This window comes from Halalkaliarchaeum desulfuricum, from assembly GCF_002952775.1.
GTDB lineage: Archaea > Halobacteriota > Halobacteria > Halobacteriales > Haloferacaceae > Halalkaliarchaeum > Halalkaliarchaeum desulfuricum.
Genome location: NZ_CP025066.1, coordinates 1,756,241 through 1,772,488 on the forward strand (window position 1 = coordinate 1,756,241; position 16,248 = coordinate 1,772,488).

The following is a 16,248-nucleotide window of genomic DNA, read 5'->3' on the forward strand; positions in this document are numbered from 1 at the left end:
AATGGAGTTACGTATTCGGCTACTCTTTCGCTTTGAGGTTGTGGACCACCTCGAGCCAGTCGACGATCTCGGCGGTCGGTTCGATCGCCTCAGCGATGGCCTCGGTCGGCTTGTATGCCATCGGCGCCTCGTCGACCACTTCCTCGACGACCGACTCGGAGTAGACGCCCTCCATCGCGTCCTCGAACGCCTCGATGTTCAACTCCTCGTGGGCTTCCCGTCGGCCCATCACGCGCCCTGCACCGTGTGGTGCGGTCCGGTTCCACTCCTCGTTGCCCTTCCCGCGCGCCAGGATCGACCCCTCCGCCATGTTGAACGGGATGATCAGCCGCTGTCCCTCGCGGGCCGGCGTCGCTCCCTTCCGGATCGTCAGATCCCGGAAGTCGATGTAGTTGTGGATCGACTCGACTCGATCGGTCTCCTCGACGTCCAGCACGTCACAGATCGCGTCGCTCATCAGCCGACGGTTCCAGCGGGCGTACTGCTGGGCGAACAGCATGTCGACGTAGTAGCCGTGGGCCTCCCGTCCCTCGAGCCAGTCGAGTTCCTCGTTTCGCTCGTCGACGTCCTCGTGTGGCCGGGAGAGTCGGTCGAACACCGCTTCGACGTCCGTTCCCTCGAAGTCTTCACGAACCCGCTCTTTGCGGATGTGGGACTCACCTTTGCCGCCGGTCACCCACTCGTAGAGGTCGCGGTCGCTGACTGTCTCGGGATCGAATTTGAGATACTCGGCGTACTCGTCGGGAATGATCTCGCGGATCGCGTCCGCGTTGCGATACTGGTTCGCCCTGTGTTGCCAGTACTCGGCGACGGATTTTCCCAGGTACCGCGACCCACTGTGCACGACCAGCCAGTAGTCGCCCGACTCGCGGGCCGCCGCGAACTCGATGAAGTGATTCCCGCCGCCGAGGGTTCCCGCACTCCGGATGACGTGACCCATCCCCTGGCGCTGGCGGGAGAGCACGCGCCGACACAGCCCCTTGAAGTAGTCGCCGTCGTAGCCGTCGAACTCGAACTCGAGCGGATCGATCGGGCGGTCGAACCGGTCCTCGTAGGCGGCGGCAAACCGATCGAACACCTCGTTCGCCCGGTCGAAGGGAAACTCGTCGACGAGGTGGGGCGCCTCGTCGTAGTCGTGGACGTTCCGGCCCATCGGCACCGCCTCGCGCACCCGCCGTTCGCGTTCCGCATCTTCGAGGGGCAGCTCCGGGCCGAGATCGGTGGCAGTCATGCCACATCCCACGTCGACGCCAACGATGTTCGGGACCACTTTGTCGGGCAACGTCATCGTGAACCCGACGGGGGCGCCCGCCCCCCAGTGGGCGTCCGGCATCACCCGGACCGGTTCCGTGAACGCCGGGTGATCGACGAGTTCGCGTATCTGCTCGAGGCAGTTCTCCTCGACGAGTGACTCCTCGTCGACCAGGATCCGGGCGGTGGTGTACTCGCCCTCGAGTGTGATGGCCATCGCTCGACGGTTGCGCGCCTTGCTACTTAAGGGGCCGATCGGTCGACCGACAGCTCACGGGAGATCGACGGCTCACAGCCAGAGCAACTGGGCGTGTCTGGTCCCCTCGAACTCGAGGACCGTCTCCTCGTCGACGAGCCCCGCCTCGATCGCTACCCCGACGCTTTCGGTCCCCACCAGGTTCGCCACCTGCGCGCGGTGGAGGCTCTCGACGACGGCGTCGGCGCCGGCCTCGACGGCTGCCTCGCCCCCGTAAAAGCCGGGGTCGACTTCCAGCCTCGCTTCGCCGTTCTCGTACGTCTCGCCGAGACAGTCCGAATCGCAGACCGAGACGAGCAGCCCTTCCGGGGTGTCTCGTTCGCGGAGGAGCATCGTCACGTCGCCGGTGGAGTCGCCGGTGGAGTCGTCGGTGGAGTTGTCGCTCATCAGTTCTCGCGGCGGCCGTGCTCCTCGACGAGCTCGCGTTCCGCCTCTTCGCGCAGTTCCTGTGCCTGTTCGTGGACGGTTTCGGCCTGCTCGTGTTCGCCCTGCTCTTCGAGTGCCCTGGCCTTCTCCTCGAGGACGTCGGCGTTGCGCATCCCGAGCCGGATCGCGTTGTCGAAGGCCGTGACGGCGTCTTCGGCCAGGCCTCGCTCGAGGAGGAAGAAGCCGCGGTTGTACCACGCCTGTGCGAACCGGGGATCGATCTCGACAGCGCGTTCGGCGTGGTCCAGCGCTTCCTCGGTGTGGCCCCACTCCCACAGGGCGTACGCGAGGTTCGTCTCGGCGGTCGCGGCGTGCTCGGAGTCGTCGTCGATCCGCAGCGCCTCCTCGTAGGCGCCGACGGCGGCGTCGTACTCCTCGAGCCGGGCGTGGGCGGCGCCCTTGTTCACCCACGCCTCCTGTTTGAGCCGCTCGTCGTCGGCGAACCGTGCGGCCCGCTCGAGGGTTTCGGTCGCCTCCTCGAACCGGTTGATTCCCATGTACGAAAGGCCGATGTCGAGCAGTTCTTCGGCGTCCACCTGGTCGCTCGCCAGGTTCCGTTCGTCGAGGATGTCCGAAAGCACCCGCGAGTCGACGGGGTCGACCTTCGACGGGTCGACGGAGAGCTCCGGCGGGTCGAGCGTGAACTCCTCGTACTCCTCGTCGAACCCCTGTCCCGAGGAGAACTCGTGTTCGTCGCGCTCGTCGCGCTCGTCGGTCATACTACGGGATTGGCGGTGGTCGCGGGTAAGCGTTGCGTCACGTGTTTTTAGTCCCTTCCCGTTGTAGCTTCCAATATGAGACTCTTCTTCGCCGTCGACCTCCCGGATCGACTGGCCGACGACGTCGCCGCCGTCCAGGACCGGCTGCGCGATGCGGAGGGACTCAGGTTCACCGACCCGGCGCAGGCGCACCTCACGCTGAAGTTCCTCGGCGACGTCGACACCGACCGCGTCGAGGAACTCGAAACGGCCGCCCGCGAGGCGATCTCGAACGCCGAAGTCGAACACGAGGACGGCACCGTCGCACCCGTCGAACCGTTCGAAGCCGAGGTGGGTGGGCTCGGCGTGTTCCCCTCGGTCGAGTACATAAGCGTCGTGTGGGCCGGATTCCGGACGGGCGAGGCCGAACTGACCGCGCTCCACGAGGCGCTGGAGGCGGAGACGACCGCGCTCGGCTTCGATCCCGAGGACCACGAGTTCACCCCGCACGTCACGCTCGCGCGGATGGACGACGCCCGGGGGAAGGAGATCGTCCAGGAGGCAGTCACGGAAACTGATCCGACGATCGGCCGATTTCGGGTCGAGGACGTCCGCCTGAAGGAAAGCATCCTCACACCCGAGGGGCCGGAGTACGACACGGTAGCGCGGTTCGAGCTCTCGTAGCGACCCGCCGGCTCCAGTTCTCGGGCGGCCATCACTCGACGTACTCACAGACAATCCACACACACGCGAGAGCGAGGACGATCCCGGCGACGACGTCCAGCGCCCAGTGGATCCCCAGATACATCGTCGAGAACACGACGCCGGTCGCAAGGATCCCCGACAGCACCGTCCACAACGGGTAGACGTCGCGAGTCCGATACGCGAGCGCAGCCACGGTCACCGAAAGCGAGGTGTGCAGCGACGGGAAGACGTTGGATCTGATGTTGATCTGCGTGGTGAGATGCTGGAAATCGGGCGTTGTCGTGTACAGAAGCGACGTCACCATGTCCGGCATCACGTTCCGCGGGCCGTGTGCGAACACGATCGTGTACACGACGAGCCCGATCGCGTAGTTGAGCGTGTATGCCGCCAGCAGCCGTTTGAGCTGTGTGGACTCCTCGAGCGCCGCGTACGCGAGGAGAGGGAACACGAGCAGGAACGCGTAGCCGTACACGTACGTCCACGAGAGGAGACGCGTCGCTCCGTCGGTCGCATGTGACTGCAGCCACGCGACGAACTCCCCCTCGATGGCGAAGATGGTGCCCGTCAGATACAGCCCGTACAGCTGCGACACCGACTGGAGTCCCTCGCGACCGAACGCACTGATTACGAGGATAACCCCCAGCGCACCGACGTACGGGGCCACCTCCCTGAGATGGCCTGGAACCGTTCGAACGAGCCCTCGGAGTCGTCTGGGGCCGACGATCGTCACCCCAGCGACGACGACCCCGGCCGCGATGACGCTCACCAGAACGAGGACGACGCGGATGAGCGGGGAGAGTTCGGGAAACATGAGCACGTCAGGATTCCTCCGCGAGTAGTTCCCCGTCGTCACTGTAGCGATACCCCGCCTCGCCGAACGCTTCGCGGGCGCGTTCTTCGTCGAACTCGCCGTCAGGACCCGCGAAGAACGGCACGACTGGATCCTGCCCGTCCCATGAGAGGTCCGGCGGAACCCACCGTTGCTCCAGCGGACTCGTCGCCGGAACTGCGTAGCCGTCGAACACGTCGTCGACGATCTCGCCTTTGTCGAACAATCGGGCGATCGTAACGCGGAACCTGAAATTCGATAGCGGCGCGCGGCGGATGTTGAACCCGACGTGGTAGAGCGCCCGCGACCGGTCGCTCACCACGGAGGTCGCCGACGATCGAGCGGCACGTGGAAGCGAGTCAGTGCCGAGATTCGAAACCGTCGCGTCTGCCTCGTCTTCTGCCACCGACTCGACGGCGACCACGTCGGATGGCACGACGGTCAGGTTCAGGCGTTCGAAGGCCGGTCCTCCCTGAAACCGGTCCGGGATGTCGTCGGCAGCACCGACTGGATGGTCGGGGACCCGCTCGAAGACGACCTCCTCGCCCGCCGTCGCCTCCAGGAATCGGAGCTGCCCGGAGCCCACCGGCTCGTCGTTCGATCGAACGAGCGCGTCCGTGGTCTCGTCGTTCACTTCGATCCCGGCGATCGTCGCCGCCCCGGTGTACTCTCTCCAGATGTGTTCTGGCAACAGCGGCACGGTAAATGCCCTGATCGCCACTTCGGGACTTCCGGTTTCGAACCGAACGTCGAATGTCCGGTCATCGACCGGTTCCACGGATTCGACGAGTGACGAGCGTCCCCGAAACCTGGACGTCGGAATTGCCGATTCCGCCCGCCCCAGCGACGTATCCGCCAGAAACTCGTAGGTGAACGCGACGTCTTCGGAGTCGAGTGATTCTCCGTCGTGCCAGGAGAGTCCGTCTCGGAGTTCCCCTCGAAGAACCAGATTCTTTCCCTCTTCGCCAGGTTCCTCAACATCGGATCGTTCTCCGCCGGGTCGTCGCGTCCACCGCTCGAGGAGCCACGGTCGAAACTCGTCGTCGATCCGCCTGACCAGCGGCGCGTAAACCAGTTCGAGCAGGCTCCCGTGCCGCCGAAACTCCGCGGCGATCGGATTGCGGTTCTCCGTCAAGCGCGGATCGGTCGTCACGAGCCGCAGCGTCGGTTCGGTGTCGTCTCGGCGCGAAAGCGACAGGAGGTTTACCGGTTCGATCGGTCTGGGTTCGTGCCACTGATAAAAACGGGTTTCCCTGACGGCGCTGATCTCGTCGGGGAACGCGATCGACACGAACGGCTGTGATTCCGCGAGGCGGCGCTGGAGATCGGCTGCCACATCCAGGCGAACGGTGTCCCCCGACGTTCGCTGTCTGGTCAACAGCTCGTCTATGTCCGGATCGGCGTAGCCGAACGGGTTTTGCCACCCCGGCTCAGCACCGTATTTCGAATGCAACAGCGGGTACAGCGCGTCGGGATCGATTGCCGTCGTTTCGGGGAGCTGACCGACGTACACGTCGAAGTTCCGGTTCAAAAGCACCTGCCGATACAGCTGCTCTTCGGTCAGCGTGTTGATCCGGGCGTCGACGCCGACCGCGTCGAGGCGGTCCTCCAGGCTTCGAGCGATACGGACCGCGTTGGGATCGCTGTCGGCTGGCAACGTTCGAATCTCCAGTTCGAGTTGGTCGATCCTGTCGCGGCCGGCGACGGTCCTGAAGTCGCGAAGACAGCCGGCCGTCCCCGACAGCGCACCTGCTCCAGCCGCCAGAAGCGTCCGACGGGTCGCGGTGGAGCAGGTACTCTCGCACATTTGTTCGGAAGGGTGGCGATCCGTTCGAACCGCCAGATGTTCATCGTATTTCGACGGCGAGCGTATAATAGTGCTGTGGTGCCTCGGGATCAGCCGGGGCTACGGCTACCGGTGAAATCACCGGATTGCGTCGATCAATCGCTCGCCTTCCAGGTAGACGAGCCCGTGACGGTGCGCGTAGGCTGCGGCGTCGGCCGGCGACAGCGCGGCGCCGGACTCGTCGTCGAGCATCTCACAGACGACGACCGCTGGAGGCAGCTCCGCTCGCTGTGCCAACGCGAGCCCGAGTTCGGTGTGTCCCTCCCGATCCGCGAGCAGGTTCGGGGCCCCGCGCAGCAGGTGGACGTGTCCGGGGCTCCGGAACTCCTCTGCGAAGTCCGCCGCGGAGTAGGTTCCCGGGCCCTGAACCGCAGCACTCGCGGCGCCGGACAGCTCCCGGATCGTGAGCGCTCGGTCCTCGTCGGTGATACCCGTGAACGTGTCGCGGTGATTGACCGGAAGCGAGAACGACGACCGATCGTCGTACGCGAGGTCGTGGTCGCCGGCGGCCGGGTGGTCGATTTCGCCGGCGAGGAACGGCAGTCCGAACGTCTCCGCGACCGAATCAGAGAGCGCAACACAGACCAACCCCCCGGCGTCGTTTCGCATCCGTGCGACGTCGGCGGGTCGGACCGCCCCGGCGGGGTAGACGAGGTCCGTCTCTCCCTCCCTGTCGTCGAAGTCGTGGACCAACACCGGCTTGCCCGCCGAGAACGCCGCGACCGCCTCTTCGACGGTTCCCCCCTCGACGACGCCGTCGCCGAGTGCTCCCGAACTGTTGGGTCGTCGCCGCATTACACCACCCCTCCCTCGATGTCGGTGCCGTCGGCGGGTGTGCCGCCGTGGACCTCGACGATCAGTTCGTCGCCGTCGGACAGCTCGAGATCCTCCCGGAGCTTGACGGGGGCGATCAGTTCGAGGTTCTCCTCGTCGTGGTGGGTTCGCTCGGGAACGATGACGTGGGCACGATCGGCGTGTCGGGGATCGCCGGCGGTTCGAACGCTCGCGGGGTAACACGTCGCCGGACCGAACGTTCGTTCCTCGTCCTCCCAGCCGTCGATCGGAACGCCGTCGATCGACCGCAGCCCGGCGCGGGACCGGACGCTCTCCTCGTCGAGTTCGACGTTCAGCGTTCCCGGGAACGGCTCGTAGCCGAGTCGCTCTCGGAACTGTTCCATGTAGCCGGAAAGCGAGATGTAGTGGCGCCCCTCGCCCATCCCGCTTGTCACCCGTCCACGCAGCGTGATCGACCGTCGCCCCTCGAAGATCCGTCGGTAGTCGGCGTACTCGCGACGCAGTGCCGACTCCCCCTCGTCGGTCACCGCAATCCACTGGCCGTCGCTTACGACGTCGCGTTCGAGATGGTCGGCCGCCTCCAGCGCCTGGAGCCGGCGGGAGGCGGTCTGGTTCGACGCGTCGAGTCGATCGGCGAGCTCCGCACACGAGACTTTCACCGGACCGACGAGGCCGCCATCGAGGGCGACGAGCTTCAGCGTCGCCAGTTCGTCCTGCCCGACGGCGGGTACTGTCCCGGACATATCTCGACGTTGGCGGAGGTCGCGGAAAAGCGTATCGGATATGGAACGCGTTCCAAAAATATGATAACACCCCGGATCGATTCCGGGATCGTCCTGAACTGACCACCAGTTTCCCGTTTCGATTTCGTCTGCGGAACGTCTTAAGCAGTCCGCTTCGCGTCGTGGCGGCGCGTTCGTGGCACAGAACAGTTTCGGTTGGGGGCCACAGTCAGCCCTGTCGCAATCGGCTTCGGAAGGGCCTTTACTGGCCGCGGCAAACGCCCCTGCATGTTCAGGCAGTTCCGGTCGGACGTGGAGTCGGCCCTCGAACGGGCGCTCTCGGAGCTGGGATATCCGACCGACGATCTCGGGATCGAGGAGCCGCCGACGGACGTGGACGCGACGCTCGCCTCCAGCGTCGCCTTCCGGCTGGCGGGCGAAGCCGGGGCACCGCCGCCGAAGGTCGCAGCGGAGGTCGCGGGCGCGGTCGAGCCCACGGGGTACGTCGCGACCGCGACCAGCCAGGGGCCGTACGTGAACTTCACCACGACCGACGAGTACCTCACGGACACGCTGTCGGACGCCCAAACGGAGGCGTACGGCGCGCTTCCGGACCGGGACACCGCTGTCGTGGTCGAACACACCAGCGCCAACCCGACGGGGCCCGTCCACGTCGGTCGGGCACGAAACCCGATCGTCGGCGACGCCGTCGCCAACGTGCTCGCGTACGCCGGCTACGACGTCGACCGCCACTACTACGTCAACGACGCCGGACGCCAGATGGCCGTGTTCACGTGGGCCTACGAGACGTTCGACGAGAGCGATCTCGAGGCACCGCCCGCCCGCGATCGGATCGAGTACGACCTGGTGCGCTACTACCGGAAGGGGAACCACTACCTCGAGAACGCCGATCCTGACGAGGTTGCGGCCGCCGAGGAGGAGATCGCTGCGATCCTTCAGGGGCTCGAGGAGGGCAAAGAGGAGGTCTACGAGCGGGTCGGCGAGGTCGTCGACAGCGTGCTCGGCGGGATGAAGGAGTGTCTCGCCCGGCTTCCCGCGGAGTTCGACGAGTTCATAAAGGAGACGCGGTTCATGCGCGACGGCTCCACCGACGAGGTGGCGGAGCGACTCCAGGAGACCGACCACGCCGTCTACGAGGAGGACGCCTGGCAGCTCGAACTCGACGACTGGGGGATCGACAAGAACCTCGTGTTCCTCCGGTCGGACGGCACGTCGCTGTACACCACTCGGGATCTGGCCCACCACGAGTGGAAGTTCGACAACTACGACCGCGCCGTCACCGTTCTCGGGGAGGACCACAAGCTCCAGGCCGAGCAGTTGGACGCGGCACTGGAGCTGCTCGGCAACGACGTCGATCAGCTCGATCACGTCATCTACTCGTACGTGAACCTCCCGGAGGGGAAGATGTCCACCCGCCGGGGAACCGGCGTGATGCTCGACGATCTGCTCGACGAGTCGATCGACCGGGCGCGCGAGGAGGTACAAAGCCGGATGGACGACCGGATCCGGGACGACGAACTGACCGGCGACGACATCGAGCGGATCGCCCGACAGGTCGGCATCGGCGCCGTCCGGTACGACATCGTCGCAAAGCAGCCGACGAAGGCGATCACCTTCGAGTGGGACCGCGCGCTGGATTTCGAGGCGCAGTCGGCGCCGTACGTCCAGTACGTCCACGCCCGGTGTTGCGGGATCGAAGCGGAAGCCGCCGGGGCGGGAATCGAACTCCCCGACGTCGACGCCGAGGTATCCCCGGAACTGCTGGAAACTCCCGAAGAGCAGGAGCTACTCGCCGTCATCGCCCGGTTCCCAGCGTGCATCGAGGAGGCCGCAGACGAACTGGAGCCGCATCTGGTCGCCACCTACACCCGGGAGTTCGCCGAGACGTTCAACGCGTTCTACCGGGAGTGTCCCGTAGTGACCGCCGACGACGAGGCGACCGCCAGGGCCCGCCTCGCGCTCGTTCGCGCCGCCCGACACACGATCGCGAACGCGCTGTCGGTGCTCGGCGTGGAAGCGCCGAAATCGATGTAGGACGGAACTCAGACCGGCGCGTCGGTCACATAACTCAGACCGGCACGACGGTGATCTCCTGTCGCCGATCGATCGCGTCCTCGAGTTCTTCCGCGATCGCCGAGCCGCGGGAGACCTGGATGTCGCCGCCGCGCCCCACCGTCGCCGTAAACAGGTACTCGCCCCCGGCGCGGACTTCCACCGTCTCGCCGACGAACTCGTCGACGCGGATGACCACGTGTCGCGAGGTGATCTCCGGTTGGACGACGTTCGCGTCGGGGTCCGCGAGCTCCGCGCCGGAGCGGTCGGCGGCGTTCCCCCCGCCGGGGCGCTCGTCGTGAGTCCGCACGTCGATGTCGATCCCGAGGCGCTCTTCGATGTCGGAGATCCGCCCGCCACCTTTGCCGATGACATACGAGATGTCGTCCTCGTCGACGTAGACGACGGCGTTGTTTTGGCCCTTGAGCTGGACCTCGACGTGGCCCTGTGCGACCGACCGGATCTCCCGTTCGATCTCCTGTTTCGCGATCCGGCCCACGCCGGTGTCGTCCCCGTCCTCGTCGGAAAGCGGCACCGTCACGACCTGCCGGTTGAACGTGTAGATCTCGTACTCGGGGCGGCCGGTCTCGAAGTCGGTCACCTGGATCACCGGCCGGGCGAGGTCCTCGGCGGTGAGCCCCTCGGGCACCTTCACCGTCGTCTGGACGTCGTAGACGGTGTCGACCTGCCCGTCCTCGATGAACACGACCGTGTCGACGACCTGCGGGATCATCCCGAGTTCGACCCGCCCGACGAGCCGCTGGAGCGCGTCGATCGCCCGGGTGGCGTGGACGACCCCGACCATCCCGACCCCCGCCAGCCGCATGTCGGCGAACACCTCGAAGTCTTCGGTCTTGCGGACCTCGTCGTAGATCGTGTAGTCCGGCCGGACCAGAAGCAGCGAGTCGGCGGTTTTGGCCATCTCGCCGCCCAGCGCCCCGTACTGGGTGATGTCGGGGCCGACGTCGAGGTCCCTGGGCTTTTCCATCGTCTTGACCGCGTAATCGTTCGAATCGAGGAACTCCGCGACCGCCTGTGCGAACGTCGACTTCCCGGCGCCGGGCGACCCCGAGATGAGCATGCCTCGCTGGCGCTCGAGCAGCCGTTTTTTCAGCGGTTCCGCGTGGCTGTACTCCTCGAGTTCGGTCTTGACGATCGGCCGCACGGCGGTGATCTCGATCCCGTCGGCAAACGGCGGCCGGGCGACCGCGATCCGGAAGTCCTGGTACTGGACGATCGTCATCCCCGGCTCGGCCAGTTCGATGAACCCGTCCGGGCTTGCACGCGCGAGCGCCTCGATCGTGTCGGCCCACTCGCGCATCTGCTCTTCGGTGGTTTCCTCCTCGCCGATCCGCTGGTAGGTCAGTTCGCCGATTCGGCCGCGTTTCGCCTTCGGTCGTGTCCCCGTCTTCAGGTGGACCGACAGCGTCTCGTCGTCGAAGTACTCCCGGATCGGGAGGTCGTCGACCTGGCGGACGACCGGCTCGACGTACTCGACCTGCAGCCCTTTCGCACGGCCCACCTCGGCCTGGACGTAGTCGCTTGTGAGCAACACCGCGTCGTGGTCGGCGGCGACGTCCCTGATGAGGGCGTCGATCTCCCCCTCGCCGGCGGCGTCGCCGGCGTCCGGCCGCGGGCGTTCGCCGACGTACTCGGCTTCGATCTCGCCGTCCTCGACGAGATCGACGAGCCGCTGGAGCTCGGCGAGCCCCTCCCAACCGGTGTCGAGCCCCTCGTTGGCCTGCGCCTCGAGTTCGCCCACCACCGCTTCCGGGACGACGACTGTCCATCCGGCGTAGCTCCCGTCCTCGATCCGCTCGGACACGCGGCCGTCGATGACCGCGCTCGTGTCCGGAACAACGTTCATACGAGAAGATCCGACCGCGAGCGGTATAAGGATGTTACCTCCGAACGCCACGCCACCCCGTCTGGCGTGGGAGTCGCGCCGATTTCCAATTAGTCTCGCCGTGTCGTCCCGTCCCGCCGCCCCGGACCGCCCTGGCTACGGAGGAACTTCGGCAGCGAGAGGCTCTCCGGGGGCCGGTTTCGGTGCCGATTTCGAGCGCCCGAAGCCGGCCGTTCGCGCCCGGGTTGCCGAAAAACCGGCTCCCGTGCGAGGAGAAGGCATCGAGGAACTTGAGCCGCTCCGTCTCGATCGCGCGCTCGAACCCAAAGGAGAACCCGAAGGAGAACCCGGACATGTCTTCCGTGATCCCCTCGCGGGTTTCGTGCATACTGATGTACAGGCAGGTTTCGCCGTTCGCGACCCCCTCGGTGACGAACTGCGCACAGAAGGTCGTCTTGCCGCTGCCGGGTGCCCCCGTGACGACACACAGCCGCCCTGCCGGCAACCCCCATCGACGAGCCGGTCGAAACCGTCGATTCCCCGGATTTGCGGGATCACCGATCCACTCGGAGGGATGGAGTTTCCCACGGCTGCACTTCGCGAAAAAGAAAACAGCAAAGTCTAATGGTCTGGGTGTTGAATCGGCGACTGATGCCCACCGTTGAATACCTGAACTACGAAGTGCTGGACGACCATGGTTGGTCGATGGACGACGACGATCTGTTCGAAAAAGCCGCCGACGCCGGACTCGGCGAAGAGGACTACGGCAGCCTCGAAGTCAATCAGGGCGAGTACGTCCTCGAGGCCGCCGAGGCGCAGGGGTACGACTGGCCGTTCTCCTGTCGCGCCGGCGCGTGTGCGAACTGCGCGGCGATCGCGGTGGAGGGCGACCTCGAGATGGACATGCAGCAGATCCTCTCCGACGAGGAGGTCGAGGAGAAGAACGTCCGGCTCACCTGCATCGGGAGCCCGACGACCGACGAAGTTAGGATCGTCTACAACGCGAAGCACCTCGATTACCTGCAGAACCGCGTCATCTGAAAAACAGCGTACAACGTGCGTTTCAAACGCACAGTTTTTTGCGGCCGCAACAGTTGTAGCAACAGCTGCTTTCCGGATCGACTGATAATGATTATTCTCGGCCGTAACCGGACGATCGGCCCACCGGGTGGCCGACCGACCGGTAAATCGCTACAATAATCATTATGAGTTTACACCGATCTCTAGATTTATACGGTTGGGCAAACACGACTATCCATGGACATCCGGCAGCCGATAGGCGGCTGGACATTCGCCGACGCCCCGACCTCCTCGGACAGGAATACGTCCGCCGAGAAACCGACCGACAGCCACGTTCTCGCGCCGATTCTCACAACCGACGAGTCAAAGACCGCAGACCAACTCAAGATTGCTCGAACGCTTGCGCAAGCGACCAACATGCCGGTCCGTGTGACGTCGCCGACTGCACCCGGGCATCCCTCGACGACACTCGCACCCACAGCGCACGACGACCCCGACTCGGATCTCTCCAGTGAACTCACCGACCAGCTTCCGCGTTCGTCGAGGTCCACCGGTTCCGGACTCGTTGATGTCCATCGCCTGACCCGAACCGTCCACAACACGATCGCCGCGTCCAACGTCGACACAGTCGTGGTCCCGGGAGAGGCACCGACAAGCCTCCTCGCGGGCGACACCAGCGAACGCATCGCCACCCAGGCAGACTGTGACGTGCTGATTGTGAACGGCACAGCAGGGCTCGATACTGTCCCTTCGATCCTCCTCCCGATCACCGGTGGCCCTCACTCGGGGTTAGCAGTGGATATTGCTCGTCGCCTCGCCGTTGCATCCGACGCCTGTCTCGACGTGCTCCACGTCGTCGACACCAACGCATCCGATCGTCGTTACGAACGAGCCGAAGCCTACATCGAGGCTGCCGAACAGCGGCTCGATGATCTCGAGGGAACGAGGAGTTGGCTCCTCGAGGCGGACGACCCGATCGACGCGATCACTGAGCAGTCGGATTACTACCCCCTCACAGTCCTTGGCGCACCGACGACTGGGAGACTCCAGCGGTTCGTCTCCGGATCGACAAACCAGGCCATCCGCTCGAACGCGAATAACGTGGTCGTCTCTGTATACAACAACACTGGCCATCCGTCACTCGATGACTCATAGTCGAGACCTCCTCCGAAGCAGTCTTCACCAACGATCGGAGTATGTGCCGTTCGAAGGCTTTCCCGTCGATGACTCGTTGTCGATCGCGCGAATACGGTAGCGTTTGTGACTACTCGTAATAACTCAGCCGTTCGACCACTTCCGCGAAGGCAACGTTCTCTCGCACGTCCGTGATCTCGACGGTGACTTTTTCTCTCTGTTCCGTATCGGGGACGATGACGACAAACCCGCGTTCGACACGGGTGATACCGTCTCCTTGATCCCCGATGTCTTCAATTTCTACGGTGCGCTGTTCGCCTTCTTTCACGGGTGGCTCGGTCGAGTCATGGGTTTGCTTCGGTGGTGTTTCCGCCTGCGCTTTTGGTTCCGAAGGAGTAGACAGCAGGGCGACTCGGTAGGTACTTCCCTCATCTATCTCGCCAAGCTGGAGTTCTCGTTCGGGAACCTCAATAATATACGACCCGTCTCGTTGCTCGACCGTTGCGGAAAACAAACAACGCAGTTGATCCGAAATTTCCATCCTTTGATCCTCTTTCTCAGAAAAGCAGGCTACATCGTCTTGAGTCTGCCGGATACGTTAGTCTTCAACGTGGGACGATAGGTCCAGTCGTGGGGCGACGGAATCGTCCGTCTCGTCACTCGAGACGATCGTGTCCCTGCCGGATTCCACGAGGTGGAGTGCATCGAACGGCATGAATCCATGATCTTCGACTTGACCTCCTCCCACGACTGAAGTCGTGGGATTCCTCCGTTGGGATGTCGGCTATGCCGACTCCACAGAGGCAACTTTCCCCACCATTCGGCGGTGAGTACTCCGGTTTGTGCGCTCCTCTTTGGGACTTGTCCTCGCGGGGGAGTATGATGGCTCCGACCAGTCGTGGTCGTCCCACTCGAGGCACACGGGCTGGGCCATCATATGATCCAGTGCATAAGAAGTCAGTGGGGTGGAGTGATGGAGTCGCCGGCATCAAATCCGCTCGGTTCGGCCGTCGTCGACACGGTCGCCCATCGAATCAACGCCGGCACGGAGTTCCTTGAGATCCTGGTCGTGACCGTTTGACTCGATGAATTCGGTCATGCGACGACGGAGTCCCTCCACCCGTGCAGTACGGAGGACTTGATGGTCGAGTTCGGTACCCTCGTCTGTATCGTTCATAAGCGACTGTAGCTCATTAGTCGTTACAAAGGTTTGGTGTTGGCAAGATCACCGATTCGATCGGGATGAAAGCGGGTTCGATCGGGAGTCGAAGACCCAGAAAGCCCCCGTCCGCTCGACTCGCCGACCTCCGATACCGTGGCGGCGACGCCGCCCCGCGGCCCGGCCCCTGTCAATCCCGCCCGCATTGGTTGGGAGACGGTCGAGGTGGCTCGTTCGGCATGGTGTCGATCACGGAGCGAAGAGTCAGCGTGACGGGTGCAGGCGGTCTCCACCAGAGTTGTGGATCAGACACGTCACCAGAACGATCACGGTGCCGCTGTGCCGACACTCCCGTTCGGTCTTGCAAACGGGATGTCGATTTCGAGACCGTCATAGGCTAGCTTCGGCTTTTTCGCCTGGCCCGGTCCACCGCCTTCGAACTCAATGATGCCGATGTCCGCGAGTTCGGACAGGTTCCGATGGACCTGCTTGTAGTCTCGCTCTACCAGTTCGGCGGCTTCGCGGATGCTATCGGGTTGGTGTTCGGCGATCGTCTCCAGCAACTCCAAATTTTTCGGACTGAGGAGCCGACTGAGTTCAGCATACGATCCAAAGTTCAGGACCGGCTGGACGTCGTCGAGATCTTCGCCTTTCTGGGCGGCCGTGATGCGGCTACGGGTGCGCTGATCGAGGCGGTCGCGTTCGCCGACGGTTACTTTGAGCGTTGGCATGGTGTGTCCCTCCTGGTGGCGCCCTACTCCGGCCAGTCCCACGACACGGGTGACAGCTCTTCAGCTTCACGTTTGAAACGGTCATAGAGCGTGAGCATCCCAGGGAACTCGATGATTTCGACACCGTGCTGGGTGTGGCGCTCGTGGCCGTTCGTCCGTTCGTGGGCATTGTCGTATCGAAGGATGGTCTCGCCACCAACGTGCCCGAGATGTAGGCCGTAGTCCCATCCGCTCGGGTACTTTTCAGCCTCCGTTTGCCGGATGGTAACATCGACAACGTAGCCGTCTTCGACATCTTTCCAGTCTTCGATGGTGGTGTAGGACGCCATCCACTATCTTATGTTACTAACTCCATACCCATAAGCCTATGGACCTTACCACATAGGAAATCGGGATGGTGGGCGGCGATCGTGGTGGAGTGAGCGTGGTCGTATGGCAAAGGCAATCGAATGCCGAGACCCAAGAAAGCCCCCGACCGCTCGACTTCGTTTCGATCTCTCTGGGGTGCGGTCGGGAGCCGAAGACCCAGAAAGCCCCCGGCCGCTCGACTCGTGGGCGACACTCTGCGCTCCTCGCTCGTTACACTCGCTCACGGCTTCGCCGTTCGCGATTCGAGGGCTTCGCTTCGCTCCGCCCTCGCTCTCGCTGTGGTGCTTGAGGCCGCCGGCTTCGTCGACCACCGGGAATCGAAGATTCCCGAGCAATCGGCGCAAGCGCCGATGACGGCCGGCCCCTTTCAATCTCGCCCGAGTGGTCT

General features: G+C 64.3%; 15 protein-coding genes and 2 pseudogenes. 4 read left to right on the forward strand and 13 right to left on the reverse strand.

The window, feature by feature from the left end:
• Positions 1 to 19: 19 nt before the first annotated feature.
• The 3 genes and pseudogenes from AArcSl_RS08750 to AArcSl_RS08760 all read right to left on the reverse strand — a co-directional run.
• Positions 20 to 1,468 carry an RtcB family protein gene (locus tag AArcSl_RS08750; protein ID WP_119817826.1) on the reverse strand — a complete coding sequence of 483 codons (1,449 nt, stop codon included), beginning with the start codon at positions 1,466 to 1,468 and terminating at the stop codon, positions 20 to 22.
• Between the two features lie 72 nt (positions 1,469 to 1,540).
• Positions 1,541 to 1,840 carry a DUF424 domain-containing protein gene (locus AArcSl_RS08755; protein ID WP_119821847.1) on the reverse strand — a complete coding sequence of 100 codons (300 nt, stop codon included), beginning with the start codon at positions 1,838 to 1,840 and terminating at the stop codon, positions 1,541 to 1,543.
• Positions 1,841 to 1,914: 74 nt separating this feature from the next.
• A pseudogene (locus AArcSl_RS08760) lies at positions 1,915 to 2,652 on the reverse strand (tetratricopeptide repeat protein); the annotation flags it as partial.
• A gap of 75 nt (positions 2,653 to 2,727) precedes the next feature.
• On the opposite strand from AArcSl_RS08760, the gene thpR reads away from it, so the two are divergent.
• On the forward strand, positions 2,728 to 3,315 hold the full coding sequence (gene thpR / locus AArcSl_RS08765) for an RNA 2',3'-cyclic phosphodiesterase (RefSeq protein ID WP_119817832.1): 588 nt from the start codon (positions 2,728 to 2,730) through the stop codon (positions 3,313 to 3,315).
• A gap of 31 nt (positions 3,316 to 3,346) precedes the next feature.
• Here the strand turns inward: thpR and AArcSl_RS08770 are convergent, their stop codons facing one another.
• From AArcSl_RS08770 to AArcSl_RS08785, 4 genes are all read right to left on the reverse strand, one after another.
• The gene (locus AArcSl_RS08770) at positions 3,347 to 4,147 is read right to left on the reverse strand and encodes a phosphatase PAP2 family protein (protein WP_119817835.1); all 801 of its coding nucleotides are present in this window, start codon (positions 4,145 to 4,147) and stop codon (positions 3,347 to 3,349) included.
• Positions 4,148 to 4,154: 7 nt separating this feature from the next.
• Positions 4,155 to 5,972, reverse strand: a complete 1,818-nt coding sequence (locus AArcSl_RS08775; RefSeq protein WP_119817838.1) for an ABC transporter substrate-binding protein — start codon at positions 5,970 to 5,972, stop codon at positions 4,155 to 4,157.
• 117 nt (positions 5,973 to 6,089) lie between these two features.
• Positions 6,090 to 6,806 carry a 3,4-dihydroxy-2-butanone-4-phosphate synthase gene (ribB, locus tag AArcSl_RS08780; protein ID WP_119817841.1) on the reverse strand — a complete coding sequence of 239 codons (717 nt, stop codon included), beginning with the start codon at positions 6,804 to 6,806 and terminating at the stop codon, positions 6,090 to 6,092.
• Positions 6,806 to 7,549: a DUF120 domain-containing protein gene (locus AArcSl_RS08785; protein WP_119817844.1), complete on the reverse strand. Its 744-nt coding sequence runs from the start codon at positions 7,547 to 7,549 to the stop codon at positions 6,806 to 6,808. Before AArcSl_RS08785 ends, ribB begins: the two co-directional genes overlap by 1 nt.
• 267 nt (positions 7,550 to 7,816) lie before the next feature.
• Between AArcSl_RS08785 and argS the strand changes: the two genes are divergently transcribed.
• Positions 7,817 to 9,583 (forward strand): arginine--tRNA ligase, encoded by a 1,767-nt coding sequence (gene argS, locus AArcSl_RS08790; RefSeq protein WP_119817847.1) that lies wholly within the window; start codon positions 7,817 to 7,819, stop codon positions 9,581 to 9,583.
• Positions 9,584 to 9,617: 34 nt separating this feature from the next.
• Here argS and AArcSl_RS08795 read toward each other — a convergent pair whose 3' ends face one another.
• On the reverse strand, positions 9,618 to 11,468 hold the full coding sequence (locus tag AArcSl_RS08795) for a PINc/VapC family ATPase (RefSeq protein ID WP_119817849.1): 1,851 nt from the start codon (positions 11,466 to 11,468) through the stop codon (positions 9,618 to 9,620).
• Positions 11,469 to 11,653: 185 nt separating this feature from the next.
• A pseudogene (locus tag AArcSl_RS08800) lies at positions 11,654 to 12,002 on the reverse strand (RAD55 family ATPase); the annotation flags it as partial.
• A gap of 96 nt (positions 12,003 to 12,098) precedes the next feature.
• On the opposite strand from AArcSl_RS08800, the gene fer reads away from it, so the two are divergent.
• Together fer and AArcSl_RS08810 are read left to right on the forward strand one after the other, a co-directional pair.
• Entirely contained in the window at positions 12,099 to 12,488 is a 390-nt protein-coding gene (gene fer / locus AArcSl_RS08805; RefSeq protein WP_119821849.1) for a ferredoxin Fer, read from the forward strand.
• 216 nt (positions 12,489 to 12,704) lie between these two features.
• Complete coding sequence (locus AArcSl_RS08810) at positions 12,705 to 13,622, forward strand: universal stress protein (protein ID WP_119817852.1); 918 nt, start codon at positions 12,705 to 12,707, stop codon at positions 13,620 to 13,622.
• A 109-nt stretch (positions 13,623 to 13,731) separates the two neighbouring features.
• On the opposite strand, the gene AArcSl_RS08815 is transcribed toward AArcSl_RS08810, so the two are convergent.
• The 4 genes from AArcSl_RS08815 to AArcSl_RS08835 form a co-directional block, all read right to left on the reverse strand.
• Positions 13,732 to 14,142, reverse strand: coding sequence for a TRAM domain-containing protein (locus AArcSl_RS08815; RefSeq protein WP_119817855.1), 411 nt, complete (start codon positions 14,140 to 14,142; stop codon positions 13,732 to 13,734).
• 447 nt (positions 14,143 to 14,589) lie between these two features.
• Positions 14,590 to 14,778, reverse strand: coding sequence for a hypothetical protein (locus AArcSl_RS08825; protein WP_119817858.1), 189 nt, complete (start codon positions 14,776 to 14,778; stop codon positions 14,590 to 14,592).
• A 308-nt stretch (positions 14,779 to 15,086) separates the two neighbouring features.
• Positions 15,087 to 15,491: an HVO_A0114 family putative DNA-binding protein gene (locus AArcSl_RS08830; protein ID WP_119821851.1), complete on the reverse strand. Its 405-nt coding sequence runs from the start codon at positions 15,489 to 15,491 to the stop codon at positions 15,087 to 15,089.
• Between the two features lie 23 nt (positions 15,492 to 15,514).
• Positions 15,515 to 15,820 (reverse strand): toxin-antitoxin system TumE family protein, encoded by a 306-nt coding sequence (locus tag AArcSl_RS08835; RefSeq protein ID WP_119817861.1) that lies wholly within the window; start codon positions 15,818 to 15,820, stop codon positions 15,515 to 15,517.
• Between the last annotated feature and the right edge of the window lie 428 nt (positions 15,821 to 16,248).

Excerpts from the sequence above, each read along its gene's own strand:
- AArcSl_RS08815 (WP_119817855.1), bottom strand. The coding sequence starts at position 14,142 with ATGGAAATTTCGGATCAACTGCGTTGTTTGTTTTCCGCAACGGTCGAG.
- AArcSl_RS08830 (WP_119821851.1), bottom strand. The coding sequence starts at position 15,491 with ATGCCAACGCTCAAAGTAACCGTCGGCGAACGCGACCGCCTCGATCAG.
- AArcSl_RS08835 (WP_119817861.1), bottom strand. The coding sequence starts at position 15,820 with ATGGCGTCCTACACCACCATCGAAGACTGGAAAGATGTCGAAGACGGC.
- AArcSl_RS08785 (WP_119817844.1), bottom strand. The coding sequence starts at position 7,549 with ATGTCCGGGACAGTACCCGCCGTCGGGCAGGACGAACTGGCGACGCTG.
- AArcSl_RS08770 (WP_119817835.1), bottom strand. The coding sequence starts at position 4,147 with ATGTTTCCCGAACTCTCCCCGCTCATCCGCGTCGTCCTCGTTCTGGTG.
- AArcSl_RS08825 (WP_119817858.1), bottom strand. The coding sequence starts at position 14,778 with ATGAACGATACAGACGAGGGTACCGAACTCGACCATCAAGTCCTCCGT.
- AArcSl_RS08795 (WP_119817849.1), bottom strand. The coding sequence starts at position 11,468 with ATGAACGTTGTTCCGGACACGAGCGCGGTCATCGACGGCCGCGTGTCC.
- AArcSl_RS08755 (WP_119821847.1), bottom strand. The coding sequence starts at position 1,840 with ATGCTCCTCCGCGAACGAGACACCCCGGAAGGGCTGCTCGTCTCGGTC.
- ribB (WP_119817841.1), bottom strand. The coding sequence starts at position 6,806 with ATGCGGCGACGACCCAACAGTTCGGGAGCACTCGGCGACGGCGTCGTC.
- AArcSl_RS08750 (WP_119817826.1), bottom strand. The coding sequence starts at position 1,468 with ATGGCCATCACACTCGAGGGCGAGTACACCACCGCCCGGATCCTGGTC.
- AArcSl_RS08810 (WP_119817852.1), top strand. The coding sequence starts at position 12,705 with ATGGACATCCGGCAGCCGATAGGCGGCTGGACATTCGCCGACGCCCCG.
- AArcSl_RS08775 (WP_119817838.1), bottom strand. The coding sequence starts at position 5,972 with ATGTGCGAGAGTACCTGCTCCACCGCGACCCGTCGGACGCTTCTGGCG.
- thpR (WP_119817832.1), top strand. The coding sequence starts at position 2,728 with ATGAGACTCTTCTTCGCCGTCGACCTCCCGGATCGACTGGCCGACGAC.
- argS (WP_119817847.1), top strand. The coding sequence starts at position 7,817 with ATGTTCAGGCAGTTCCGGTCGGACGTGGAGTCGGCCCTCGAACGGGCG.
- fer (WP_119821849.1), top strand. The coding sequence starts at position 12,099 with ATGCCCACCGTTGAATACCTGAACTACGAAGTGCTGGACGACCATGGT.